Raw genomic sequence first — 12,610 nt, forward strand, 5'->3', positions numbered from 1 at the left:
TAGCTTACCCCAACTGTTGTGTTAATAAATGTCCCATATAATCCGCCAATTGACGATGGGGAATAAGGCGCAAATTATCACTCGCAAAAGCATGAATTAAGTAGTGCGATGCTTCGAGTCGGTCAATTCCACGAGTCGCCAAATAAAATAAGGCCTCCTCATCCAATTGTCCCACTGTTGCGCCATGAGAGCACAAAACATCATCAGCAAAAATTTCTAATTGTGGTTTCGTATCAACTTCTGCGTTTGCGGAAAGTAATAAATTTTTATTTTGTTGTTTGGCGTCGGTGTGCTGGGCATTTTTAGCAACCACTACCTTACCATTAAATACCGCACGCGAACGTCCAGTGAGAATTCCCTTATAATCCTGCTCACTACTGCAGTTAGGAACCAAGTGGTGCACTGTGGTATGATGATCCACATGCTGGCCTTCAGCAGGAGCATAAATTCCATTCATCAAAGAATGAGCTTTTTCTTCTTGCAAATACAAACTGATATCGGACCGCACCCATTGTCCGCCTAGGCTTAAGGAGTGGTTGGCAAATTCACTACCTGCCAATTGTCTTACCGATAAATGACCTAGATGAAAAGCAGATTTACTCTCTCTTTGAATTGTATAATGCGTTAATTTGGCGTTAGCACCAACTACAACTTCAGTTACTGTATTCGTCAGATAACAACAATTAGCCAAACCTTGATAATCTTCAATGATTGTAGCCTGCGTGTTTGCCTCAGCAATAATGAGATGTCGCAAATAAACTGCCTGATTCGTTTGGGTCTGTATGTGGGCTAGAGTGATAGGTTCTTCAATCACCACACCGGCTGGAATGTAAATCAATAGGCCGCAATGAATCATAGCCGTATTTAAATAATGAAAACCATGCTCTTGCTTTAGAATAGTTCCTAGATACGGTTTAAGTAGTTCCGGATGTTTCGTTAATGCATCCGATAAAGGAAGGACTAATACTCCTTGAGGAACCATTTTGATAACTTGTTCCATCCCCAAAATGAGTCCATTTTGGATCGATATGTTCTGATTTACTGGTAAATCAGAATTTATTTTTCCATCGTGTGCTGTGACCGCAGACTCTTGAGGGGTTCTTTCATTATCAGAAAGCATAAATGGCTGGCTCAATAGAGCATCAACACTGGTATATTTCCAGTCCTCATCATGACGTGTTGGAAAGCCATTTCGATTCAAATCTCTCAATGCTTTAGTTTGCAATTGGGCAAGCCAAGGCAAAGTAGATAAACTGGCTTTTGCTCGTTGATGGTAAAAATCCAAAATTTCACTCATATCATTACACCGTTTCCTCGAGCCAGCTGTATCCTTTTTTCTCTAATTCAAGCGCTAATGATTTATCACCTGACATAATAATACGACCATTTACCAGCACATGGATGAAATCTGGCTCAATATAATCCAATAAGCGCTGATAATGCGTTACTAAAATAATCGAACGCTCAGGCGACCGCATGGCGTTAACACCATGCGAAATAATACGCAATGCATCAATATCCAAGCCCGAATCTGTTTCGTCGAGAATAGACAGTTTAGGCTCTAGAGCGGCCATTTGTAAAATTTCATTCCGTTTTTTCTCACCTCCGGAAAATCCCTCATTAATGCTGCGATATAAAAAGCTTTCGTCCATTTCGAGTAACTTACATTTTTCGCGAATGAATGAGAGAAACTCAATTGCATCAAGAGTATTTTTTCCCTGACCTTTACGGACTGCATTAACCGAGGCTTTGAGAAAATTAACATTGGTGACCCCAGGTATCTCCACTGGGTATTGAAATGATAAAAAAATACCAGCACGTGCTCTTTCTTCGGGAGATAAAGGGGTCAAATCCTGCCCTAGATAATTTATTTCTCCACCAGTCACTTGATACGAAGGATGGCCAGCTAATACTTTAGACAGGGTGCTTTTACCTGAACCATTAGGTCCCATGATGGCATGAATTTCACCCGCATTGACCTCAAGATCAATGCCCTTCAAAATGGATTGCCCATTTACCTCAACATTTAAGTCTTTGATTTTTAACATATTAGCCCACTGCCCCTTCTAAACTTAGACCTAGCAATTTAGTCGCTTCCACCGCAAATTCCATAGGTAATTCTTTTAATACCTGCTTACAAAAACCATTTACAATCATCGAAACAGCATCCTCGGTATCAATTCCTCGTTGTTGACAATAAAACAGTTGCTCTTCACTAATCTTTGAAGTAGTTGCTTCATGTTCTACCTGTGCCGTAGGGTTTTTGACTTCAATATAAGGAAAAGTATGCGCAGAGCATTCAGACCCCATCAACATGGAGTCACACTGAGTATAATTACGTGCATTAGTTGCTGTTGGTGCAATACGAACCAAACCACGATACGCATTATGTGCACGCCCCGCACTAATTCCTTTGGAAATAATGGTTGAGCGCGTGTTCTTACCAATATGGATCATTTTAGTGCCTGTATCGGCTTGTTGATAATTATTGGTTAAGGCAACTGAATAAAATTCTCCGACGGAATCATCCCCTTGCAAAATTACGCTGGGATATTTCCAGGTAATTGCTGAACCGGTTTCAATTTGGGTCCAGGAAATTTTAGAGCGCTTGCCACGACATGCTCCTCGCTTGGTCACAAAGTTATAAATTCCACCTTTTCCTTCCTTATCCCCTGGATACCAGTTTTGGACTGTGGAATATTTAATTTGTGCTCCATCCATAGCAACTAGCTCAACCACAGCGGCGTGTAATTGATTCTCATCACGCATAGGCGCTGTACAACCTTCTAGATATGAAACATAACTGTCGGCATCGGCAATAATTAAGGTACGTTCAAATTGTCCGGTAGATGCCGCATTAATCCTGAAATAAGTGGATAATTCCATGGGACAACGTACCCCTTTAGGGACATAAACAAAAGAGCCATCACTAAATACTGCTGAATTCAGTGCGGCATAGAAATTATCGCGATAAGGCACTACGGAACCCAAATATTGCATGAGTAATTCGGGATATTTGTGTACCGCTTCAGAGATAGGACAAAAAATTACCCCTTTTTCAGCTAATTTTTCTTTAAATGTAGTTGCTACCGAAACGCTATCAAATACCGCATCGACAGCAACACCAGCCAACATCTCTTGTTCCCTTAAGGGTATACCTAATTTCTCATAGGTTCTTAGCAATTCGGGATCAACTTCATCCAGGCTTTTAGGAGCATCTTTTTTCTGTTTAGGCGCTGAGTAATAAGAAAGAGCCTGGTAATCCACGGGCGGGTAGTGCACACTGGACCATTGAGGAGGGGTCATGGTTAACCAATACCTGTAAGCCTTTAAACGCCATTCCAGCAAAAATTCAGGCTCGCCTTTAACTGCTGATAAACGTCGAATAACATCCTCATCCAAGCCAGGTTCGAAAGTATCTACTTCAATGTCGGTGGTAAACCCATGTTGGTATTCTCTATCGAGCAGAGAATTAATTTGCTCACTGCTTTTAGCCACGATTAACTCCACTTGCCAATTGTCGAACTCGGTCCACATCGTATGCTTGCAAAGTGGGTTTCGCCAAAGTAGCCAAACTCACACTATCTAGGGCAGTTTCAATTGCTTGGCTAATTAAGCGCCAATTACCCTGAATAGTACAAACACCTTGTAATGAACAATCATTTGGTTGCAAACTGCATTCTGTGAAACCACGATGTTCTTCCAATGCAAAAATTATTTGCGACACAGAAATCTCAGTTGCAGGTCGTCGCAATCGGTATCCCCCAGTCACTCCACGCACTGAAGTTAACAAACCCGCACTGGTTAAACGTTTTAAAATTTTACTTACCGTAGGTACAGTCAGATGAGTATGTAACGCGATATCGCGCGCATTACACAATCCTTTCGCGTGCCTTGCGAGATAAACCATCACTACTGTTCCATAATCGGCCAACTTGCTGATGCGAAGCATAACACCTCAAACTCGAATAATCTAGTACTAAATAAGTCTTAATTAGAAACAAAAATTCACTTATTTTATCTTCTATCCCTATTATAAATATAGTACCAAAATAGTTCTATATTTGGCAAACAAGAATAGTACCTTATTGTTAAGGAACGATGCAATATGCTCCAGAAATATATTCAAAGTTAATCTTGGTTGATGAGCACCATAAGCATAATGATATTAGAGGTAATTTTTTAAAAAAAAAGCACATTGTGCATATGTCGCCTATCCGGTACCATCTGGCCGTCCCATTATTACTGATAAAAAAATAGGACTAAGAGATTACTATTGCCCCAAATTAACTGTAAAGGATATAAGATGCCTAATAAATTTCATGATTATGTAGAATCTTCGAAAACTAATATCTCAGAAGAATCATTAGATGAATTAGAACAACTTTTGATAGAAGATCAAAAAAAGAGCCCTAGTCAACGTGAAATTAATTCAACAAAATTTTCTAATTATGGGTTTTTTCATGAGCAAAAAATGACGCCGCTGCAACTTGCTCTCATGAAAACTGCATTTCACAATACTCCTCGATTAAAAAAAATTATTGAACTTTATATTCAGTATTCAGATCTTACAGTTGAAGGAGACTATGGCACTGCTTTACATTATGCGTCTATGTATACGAAATGTGGTAAAGAGGTTATTAAGGCTCTCGTGGATAAAAATCCGGAGTTGATCGCGAAAGAATGTATTACGAAATGTGGTGGAAGCTATCCTATTATTGAACTCGCAAATTATGATAAGGATGGAGAATGTTTGCAGGCACTCATTGATGCCGGTGCTGATGTTAATATAAAGGCAACAAAAACTGGATGGACCGCTTTGCATCAAGCAGCTTATGTTAATAATGAAACGACTGTATTAATGTTGTTAAATCATAATGCTAATAAATACGCACTCGATAAGGAAGGACGTTTACCTACAGGGGTGTCCTGTTACTGGCAAACTGATAAAGAACAATTACGCCGCCATACTGAAATTATAGGGTTGATTCGCGACTTTAATCAGGATGAACACCTTGAAATCAAAACTAATTTGAGTGTCAATTCATAGACCTATAATTCAAATTTTTATGCAGCGGTTAATAGGTAAATACAAGGAACGAAGGTGTTAAAAAAATGGAGAACGGGTTATTGATTGCATATAAAAATGTTTAACGAGAAATCTGGGGGTATTTGCCCCCTTAGATAGGATCGCAATCGTTACAACAAGGATAAAAGTATAAACAACGAAGTAAACACCCAGCCCCCAGCCGCATTCTACCGTAATACAAAATCATAAAGCTTGACTCACTTGAACAATGCGCGTTATATAACGTATCATCTCTTTTTTACTTTAGAGTGTTTGCAATACGATTTCATGCTTGAATCAAGACCTATTAGGAGCAAGACCATGACAGTTGCGCATTATCCAGCCTCACTGGTCAGCAGCCACCTTGTTAATTCGGGAACTATGATCGTCCCGCAAGGTTACTATCGCTCTAAATTATTCATTGCTCCCTTTTCTACTAATGCTTTAGTTGCAGCCGCAGGCCCTCTTTTATCACTACTAGAGCGACTCTGTCTTAGCCCTTCATTACCCCCTATTGAGAATATCAGAGACAATATCGAGCATGAATTACTCGCTTTTCAAAGTAAAATGGATGCTTCTAAATACCCAGGAGATTTTGCAGCAATCGCTTATTATTTAATGGCCGCAACTATAGATGAAATCATTGGTAAAAATTACATGCGCGTATACCAAATTACCGCTGAGTTTAAGGCATTCACTCCGCTCACTAATGATAATGCTCAACCACAAGAACGTTTTTTTGAAATCCTAAATTACATTAAAGAACGCCCAAATCAATATCTTGATCTCATTGAGTTAGTCTATTTTTTTCTGATTATTGGTTTTGAGGGCCATTACCATCTCAAAGCAGATGGACGGCAGGTATTGGATAATTACATTGAAGATCTTTATCAAATAATTCAGCAAAATCGGTTCAATCAACCGCGCCGCTTATTCAATGAAAATCCTATACCTAAAATTGTTAAAAAGAATTACAAAGCGGTTATCATAACCTTGGTTACTGCGGTTACTGTGGTAACACTTGCTTTTTTAACCAGCCAATATTTATTGGAAAATAAAGCAAAAACCGTTTTATTTGGACACACCCAACTTGCTCTTCTGGATAGCTAATGGACAATTCTTTACGGGCATTATGTGATGCCATAAAAAAAATACTTTCACAACTAAAGCCTCAAAGCAATCAGCTATCATTTATTGTGATTACGGGCAGAAATGCTCAAGGAAAATCGGCCGTATTAAAACAAAGCAATATGGAAGAAATACCCGTTTTCAGCGAGCAACATGCAAAAATTTACTATAATCAGAAAGGGATCATTATTGAGCTTGGTGAAAATTGGCTTACCAACAGTAAAACCTTGTTGCTTACGACGTTAAAGCAATTAAATCGATGCAACACCTATCTTAAAATTACCGGCTTAGTTTTATGTATTGATGTAAACGACTTGCTCATAGCCGATCCAGGACAGTTTGCTGAACAAAAAAAAGCACATTTACAATTATTAGAACGATTTGGAACAAATCTAGGCTATCCTGTCAATCTGGCGCTGATGTTCACCAAGATGGATACCCTCGCAGGGTTCACCGAATTTTATCAATCAGAACATGCAACTGAATTATTAAAACCTTTAGGATTTTCGCTCGATTGTAGAAATGAATTAAAGAAAAAAGTAGAAGCCTATTCATTACAATTCAATCAACTCACCGAACAAATTGGCCAACAAGTCATTCACAAAATGCATCCTGCTCGCTCCACAATGCGTCGCAGTTTAATTCGGGAGTTTCCACTACAGGTCGCAAGCCTTCGCTCCCCTATTCAAGCATTAATTCAAGGAATTTCGCCCAGACTCTTTAATTTACATTCCATTTATTTTTGTAGTGCGGAACAAGGCGGGGTGAGCATTGATCGCTTGAACAAGAAAATTCAGCATGAATATGCTTTGGTAGTACAAGATACTTTTCCGCAAGCGACCAATTTCAGAGCTTATTTTGTTGAGGGTGCATTAAGCACTATTCAGGAACATTGTAGCCAAATTCCACAAGTTAGAAAATTCTCACAAAAACCTATTATTGCGATAACCGCAAGTATTGCTGGAATGAGTTTATTGATTTTAAGTTATAACCATTACAAAACCGCCCATTTACTCGATGAAACAAGTAAAGAATTATTGGCCTATGATGTGCTCAATAGTCAAAAAAATAAAGAAAAGCAGGCTCTTTATCATTTATCTAATGCAGCCAAAACAATGAGCCACATTCCCAGTAACTCCTTATCATTACCAACAGTACATCAATTAAAATATAATTTACACCATAATGCTCAAAATCGTCTCCACGGTGAATTCTTACCCTCCTTAACCAGTGAATTGGAAGATGTAATCAATAATCCAGGGAATACTCCTATTGTTCGTTATAACGCATTGAAAATTTACCTCATGTTAAGCCAGCCGGAACATTTTTCTGCGATGCAAGTACAAGATTGGTTTGCGAATCAATGGAAAAGTCAACCAGAAAGTGCTTTAAATAAACAACTGGCACTATTAAAACTTTTATTAAGTAAACCACCCCGCAATATAATTGTAAAACCGCAGGTAATTAGTGATGCGAGAAATTATTTAAATGCATTACCCACCAGCTACCTTTATTATTCCATTGCCAAAGAATTTTTTCCTGGTACGAAACAAAAAATCGCCATTGAAGGGTTTGTATTGGCAACTAATGAATTGCCAAGTTACTTTACTCGTGCAGGCTTTAACGAAATCATGCAAAAAATTCCTGACATTAGCTACAGCCTGCAGAAAGAAAACTGGGTACTTGCACGCAATGACTTAAATCAATTGCAAGAAATGATCACCCAGGCTTATTGTTTTGACTATGTGACCTGGTGGCAAACGTTTATGCGTAAGTCGCAACCATTGCATTATCAAGATTATCAAACAGGACGACAAATTGTTAAAAATTTAGAGCAAACTCATTCATTAAGAAAGATAATTTCCCTGATTCAACAAGAAACCAAAGCGGACTTGACCAATACTTCGTCCCCTTTTAATCAGGCAATTGCCAATCAATTTACTGATCTAAATTTAATGAGTCATTCCAGTACAAAAGAACTCAGTCAAAAAATCGTGGATTTAGAACGCTTTATTTCAACATTATCCATGATAAATGATGGGGGTAGAACCGCATTTAACATTACTAAAACTCGCTTTTCCAGTGAAAGTGCTTCTGATCCAGTAAGTCTGCTTTATAATCAAGCACGACAATTACCTGAACCTTTAAGTACATGGACCAAACAATTAGCGAGTGACGCATGGGGTATTTTGATCAAAGACAGTCGCCAGTATATTAACCAACAATGGCAACAAACCGTTTACAGGGAATTTCAAACGACTATTGCCAGACGTTATCCGTTCGACGCGTCCCAACAAGAAGAAATCACAATTACAGACTTTAACCATTTCTTTTCTACTCGGGGCGCTTTAAACACGTTTACTGAAAACTATGTTAAGCCATTTCTGGATATTTCTAGTGCAGAATGGAAGCCTAAAGCAGTAAATGATTCCGTATTACCTATTGCCTCAGAGACATTAGATGCGCTGATACGTGCAAATATTATAACTAATATGTTTTTCCCTGATCATGGGGAAGAGAGTAAAATTGATTTTAGTTTACAAAAAATTAGCTTAGATCCTGTTGTTGCGCATCTAGAGCTTGAAATTGGCAGAACCAAATTAATCGATAATCAAAGTACGGAGTCCGTTATTCGTTTTAGCTGGCCTCAATCTCATGCCAAACTCGCCCTCGATTCAATTGAAGGCAATCATTATGAATTGGCAGAGCAAGGAACTTGGGCCTTATTTAAGCTACTCGAGAAAGTGAATGTCCTAATTGATGAACAAGACAGTTCTAGCTTGCAAATTCTCTTTGAAATCAATAGTAACTCAGGACGTTACCTCTTAAAAACAAACAATCAAGTAAACCCCTTCACCCCAGGAATATTGAACGGATTCACATTAAAGGAATCTATAGTATAGTTATTTAATAGATGAACCTTCTTAGTCATAAATGACTTTTATTGAGGCTCACCTTTAAAAGTGAGAGCTTCCTGAAGCAACTTATTAATATCTACACCTTCAGGATTTTTATCCCATTTGGGATACATCATCATATATTCTTCTAAAAGATCAAGACCTATATTGCCACAAATATAGTTTTTGATGGCATTTAAAACTGATATTTTGTCAGCATATTGTTGCATCCTCGGATACAGTTCCTTTTGTTGCTTACAATAGGCGATTCCCTCTTCAATACGACTTAATAGAGCCTGTACTCGGATCAATACTGTTTCCGACTCCGCCGTGTGATGCATGGCTTTTGGAAAAAAATGACTGCGCTCAGTCCCCAAATCTCCTTTTTGATATTCAGACATAACATACTCCTTATGTATTTAACGCATAACCTGGTCATATTTTATTTGATTTTATCCATTACTGAATTTTGAAAATTCTTACAGTTTTTAATTATAGTGCAAATTTCAACCACAAAGATGCGGTTTCATTCGAATTCCTTTATACTTAGGTCTTCATTTAAAAAAGAAAGGTCTGATACTATGCGTACGCTTGTTTCGTATTTACTTATTGCATTATTAAGCTTTGGACTATTGGTCAATGAAGCCTCAGCAAAACGTTTTGGTGCTGGCAGAAGTTTTGGCATTCAACGTTCACAAAGTGCTTTGTTTTCACCTAATAAGGTGCAAAAGTCCAGTGCTTTTGGTCAAAGCACCAAAAATACCAGCCGATGGGGAGGAATGCTCAGTGGTCTACTGATTGGCGGTTTGCTCACCAGTTTGTTTATGGGACATGGTTTTGCTAATGGAATCTTGACCTGGTTAATTATGGGTGCAATTCTCTTTTTTATTGTTGGCTTTTTCCGTAAAAGAATGCAACCTGGTTTTCAAACTAATCAAGGACAAACCCGTTCTAGCCAAGGTCCTTTTAATAATTTTACCCAACCCTTTAATAACAGCTCAGGAAGTAGCGCTGGGAGTAATCATTCTGAATATCCCCTAGGTTTTGTACCTGAAACCTTTTTACGGGAAGCCAAAGTGACATTTAACCGCTTACAAGCTGCTTATGACCAAAAAAATCTCCAAGATTTAAGTGAGTTCACCGCACCAGAGGTATTTGCAGAAATCAAGATGCAATTAGATGAGCGGGGAAGTGCAGCGAATAAAACAGATGTAATTACTTTAGATGCTGAGTTATTGGATGTTTCTAAACAGTCAAATTCGCTCATCGCGAGTGTCCGCTTTACCGGTTCAATAAAAGAAGATAATGAACCCATAAATCCACTGTGTGAAATTTGGCATTTCCGTCAATTTTCTAATAGTTCTCAATGGGTTGTCGGCGGTATTCAGCAGGAAGTATTCCAACCTTAATTCTAAGGCTAAAACCTGGGTATTCGTTCTTTGAAACCCAGGTAATATTTGATTTTCACTTAAATTACATGTTTGGCAACTAATTTAAAACCAAGGTTTCGTCAAAAACAACTACTTGGTTTCGTCCATTTTCTTTAGCTTTATATAATGCTTTATCTGCTTGATTGACCAAGTTGTTAATATCATAATTCCCATCAAAATAAGAGATACCCACACTAATGGTTACATGAACCTTTTGTTCATTCACTGTGAAATAATTTTGAGCAAACTGCAATCGCAAGTCATTGCAGATTTTTTGGCTGCATTCAAGACTTGCACCGGGCAAGATGATGGCAAACTCCTCGCCTCCATACCGTCCAATGATGTCTCGATTTCGTAAACTCATTATAAATAAAGAAGATAACTTTTTAATTACCAGATCCCCAAATGGATGACCGTAAGAGTCATTTATCGATTTAAAATGATCAATATCAACCATCACAAATGAAAGAGGGCTGTTTTGTTGTTTTGCTCGCGCAATTTCAATGTTTAAGCGATTCAAAATACTTGAGTGGTTTAATAGGCCTGTTAGGCTGTCGGTGGTCATGTAATAATTTAAAATACTGGCGCGGTTCGATCGTGATCGTACTGCTGAAACTAAATCATGGGGTGAAATAGGCTTAGTAAGAAAATCATCTCCACCTAAACTGATTGCAGCTAATTTTTTATTTTTATCATCTTCTGTAGACAGAAAAATAATTGGGATTTTTGTATATCTTCTGTCCTTACGCAGTAGGGCGGCAAGTTCTAAACCAGAACATCCAGGCATATAAACATCCATTAAAAGTAAATCAGGATGAAATGCTTCCAGCTCTTTTAATAAGTTCAATGGATTAGTAATAGCACGCGTAATCATATCTGCTTGTTTCAAAATCAGAGAGTAATATTCCGTCAAAGATTTCGAGTCATCCAAAATTAAGATTCGATAAGCTTCATTAACAGACGAACTGCAATTTATATTTAATTCCTGCACCAAATAAGACACATCAAGAGGCTTTTGAAAATACGCCACACAACCCGCCCGGATGGCAGTAAGTCGAGGTAATAAATCAGCATTAGGGATAATACAAAACAATTGGCTGGGCGTTTTTTGTTGTTTTTGTATGTCGATCAGCTGCTCTAGTGCCGATTTTTTTAAATAATCCGTATTGATAATAATTGCAATAGGTTGGTTTTCTTGCATTGAACTCAATAATAAAAGCATATTTTTTATTGATTGCGCGCGATAGCCTGCTTGCTTTAAATTTTCAATAAGTTCATTAACTAATTCCTTTTCCTGCTCCAATACATACACTAACTTATTATCGGTAGGTTGAGTTTCCTCTGCGAAAATCGGCTTCTTAGGAATTTCTTGAGCCAATACACTTTTCAACTGGTTAAAAAAGGGAGTGATTTTCTCTTGATCATCCTGAGTTAATTTACCCTTAGTAAGAATATCCTTTAATAATATTTCCATCTTACGCGCGGTCTTACTTAATTCTGTATAACCGTAGGTGCCCGCTGAGCCACACAAACTGTGGACATCACGATGAAAATTCTGAAAGCTTGTTAAATCCCATTCTTTAAGTTGGGCATGCCACTGCATCTCTATATTGTGAATTTTCTCAGGAAGGCTCTTACTATAGAGAACGAAAAGATTATGCAATTTTTTTTGTGTATTTTCATCCATTATATTTCAACCATGCATTTTTTATTGATGTTGCGAGAGTCAACGGATCAAAAGGTTTTTTAATTACATCAATTGCTCCGATTGACTTATAATCTGCTATCTCATTACTTTGTATTTTAGCAGTCATAAATATAGCGGGTATTTTTATAAAATCTGGATTCTTACGTAATTCGCGTAGGGTAGTGGGCCCGTCCATTTCAGGCATCATTACATCCAATAAAAGCAAATCGGGTGTGTATTCTTTGGCTGCCTCAAGAGTTTTTTTCCCATTAGAGCAATACTTTACCGAAAACCCGCCAATATCTTCTAAAGCAATTTGGGCGATAGCTCTTATATCCTCTTCGTCCTCAGCATATAAAATCCTTTTAAGCTCTTTATTCGCCATAGTTTTCTCCTTTAA

11 protein-coding genes are annotated in these 12,610 nt (G+C 38.0%); 4 read left to right on the forward strand and 7 right to left on the reverse strand.

Going from position 1 to position 12,610, the window contains the following annotated elements; all coding sequences use genetic code 11:
- Positions 1-4: 4 nt before the first annotated feature.
- From sufD to ACWTE2_RS12570, 4 genes are read right to left on the reverse strand one after another with little or no spacing between them, the layout of a single operon-like run.
- Positions 5-1,297 carry a Fe-S cluster assembly protein SufD gene (gene sufD / locus ACWTE2_RS12555; protein WP_454785607.1) on the reverse strand — a complete coding sequence of 431 codons (1,293 nt, stop codon included), beginning with the start codon at positions 1,295-1,297 and terminating at the stop codon, positions 5-7.
- Between the two features lie 4 nt (positions 1,298-1,301).
- Positions 1,302-2,048 (reverse strand): Fe-S cluster assembly ATPase SufC, encoded by a 747-nt coding sequence (sufC, locus tag ACWTE2_RS12560; protein ID WP_454785608.1) that lies wholly within the window; start codon positions 2,046-2,048, stop codon positions 1,302-1,304.
- 1 nt (position 2,049) lies between these two features.
- Positions 2,050-3,498, reverse strand: a complete 1,449-nt coding sequence (gene sufB, locus ACWTE2_RS12565) for a Fe-S cluster assembly protein SufB (RefSeq protein WP_370530104.1) — start codon at positions 3,496-3,498, stop codon at positions 2,050-2,052.
- Entirely contained in the window at positions 3,491-3,952 is a 462-nt protein-coding gene (locus ACWTE2_RS12570) for an SUF system Fe-S cluster assembly regulator (protein ID WP_182392473.1), read from the reverse strand. The genes sufB and ACWTE2_RS12570 overlap by 8 nt, the downstream gene beginning before the upstream one ends.
- A gap of 354 nt (positions 3,953-4,306) precedes the next feature.
- Here ACWTE2_RS12570 and ACWTE2_RS12575 point away from each other — a divergent pair, with 354 nt between their 5' ends.
- From ACWTE2_RS12575 to icmF, 3 genes are all read left to right on the forward strand, one after another.
- Positions 4,307-5,050 (forward strand): ankyrin repeat domain-containing protein, encoded by a 744-nt coding sequence (locus ACWTE2_RS12575; RefSeq protein WP_454785609.1) that lies wholly within the window; start codon positions 4,307-4,309, stop codon positions 5,048-5,050.
- A gap of 339 nt (positions 5,051-5,389) precedes the next feature.
- A complete protein-coding gene (icmH, locus tag ACWTE2_RS12580) occupies positions 5,390-6,178 on the forward strand; it encodes a type IVB secretion system protein IcmH/DotU (protein ID WP_182392471.1) in 789 nt (262 codons plus the stop codon).
- Entirely contained in the window at positions 6,178-9,099 is a 2,922-nt protein-coding gene (icmF, locus tag ACWTE2_RS12585) for a type IVB secretion system protein IcmF (protein ID WP_454785610.1), read from the forward strand. The genes icmH and icmF overlap by 1 nt, the downstream gene beginning before the upstream one ends.
- Positions 9,100-9,137: 38 nt before the next feature.
- Here the strand turns inward: icmF and ACWTE2_RS12590 are convergent, their stop codons facing one another.
- The gene (locus tag ACWTE2_RS12590; RefSeq protein WP_454785611.1) at positions 9,138-9,494 is read right to left on the reverse strand and encodes a hypothetical protein; all 357 of its coding nucleotides are present in this window, start codon (positions 9,492-9,494) and stop codon (positions 9,138-9,140) included.
- Between the two features lie 180 nt (positions 9,495-9,674).
- Here ACWTE2_RS12590 and ACWTE2_RS12595 point away from each other — a divergent pair, with 180 nt between their 5' ends.
- Positions 9,675-10,502, forward strand: a complete 828-nt coding sequence (locus ACWTE2_RS12595) for a Tim44 domain-containing protein (protein ID WP_454785612.1) — start codon at positions 9,675-9,677, stop codon at positions 10,500-10,502.
- Between the two features lie 79 nt (positions 10,503-10,581).
- On the opposite strand, the gene ACWTE2_RS12600 is transcribed toward ACWTE2_RS12595, so the two are convergent.
- Together ACWTE2_RS12600 and ACWTE2_RS12605 are read right to left on the reverse strand one after the other, a co-directional pair.
- Positions 10,582-12,210: a diguanylate cyclase gene (locus tag ACWTE2_RS12600; RefSeq protein ID WP_454785613.1), complete on the reverse strand. Its 1,629-nt coding sequence runs from the start codon at positions 12,208-12,210 to the stop codon at positions 10,582-10,584.
- Positions 12,203-12,595 carry a response regulator gene (locus tag ACWTE2_RS12605; protein ID WP_454785614.1) on the reverse strand — a complete coding sequence of 131 codons (393 nt, stop codon included), beginning with the start codon at positions 12,593-12,595 and terminating at the stop codon, positions 12,203-12,205. The genes ACWTE2_RS12600 and ACWTE2_RS12605 overlap by 8 nt, the downstream gene beginning before the upstream one ends.
- Between the last annotated feature and the right edge of the window lie 15 nt (positions 12,596-12,610).

It is taken from the genome of Legionella nigrisilvae (assembly GCF_977063395.2).

Excerpts from the sequence above, each read along its gene's own strand:
- icmH (WP_182392471.1), top strand. The coding sequence starts at position 5,390 with ATGACAGTTGCGCATTATCCAGCCTCACTGGTCAGCAGCCACCTTGTT.
- ACWTE2_RS12570 (WP_182392473.1), bottom strand. The coding sequence starts at position 3,952 with ATGCTTCGCATCAGCAAGTTGGCCGATTATGGAACAGTAGTGATGGTT.
- ACWTE2_RS12595 (WP_454785612.1), top strand. The coding sequence starts at position 9,675 with ATGCGTACGCTTGTTTCGTATTTACTTATTGCATTATTAAGCTTTGGA.
- ACWTE2_RS12600 (WP_454785613.1), bottom strand. The coding sequence starts at position 12,210 with ATGGATGAAAATACACAAAAAAAATTGCATAATCTTTTCGTTCTCTAT.
- ACWTE2_RS12575 (WP_454785609.1), top strand. The coding sequence starts at position 4,307 with ATGCCTAATAAATTTCATGATTATGTAGAATCTTCGAAAACTAATATC.
- sufC (WP_454785608.1), bottom strand. The coding sequence starts at position 2,048 with ATGTTAAAAATCAAAGACTTAAATGTTGAGGTAAATGGGCAATCCATT.
- ACWTE2_RS12590 (WP_454785611.1), bottom strand. The coding sequence starts at position 9,494 with ATGTCTGAATATCAAAAAGGAGATTTGGGGACTGAGCGCAGTCATTTT.
- ACWTE2_RS12605 (WP_454785614.1), bottom strand. The coding sequence starts at position 12,595 with ATGGCGAATAAAGAGCTTAAAAGGATTTTATATGCTGAGGACGAAGAG.
- icmF (WP_454785610.1), top strand. The coding sequence starts at position 6,178 with ATGGACAATTCTTTACGGGCATTATGTGATGCCATAAAAAAAATACTT.
- sufD (WP_454785607.1), bottom strand. The coding sequence starts at position 1,297 with ATGAGTGAAATTTTGGATTTTTACCATCAACGAGCAAAAGCCAGTTTA.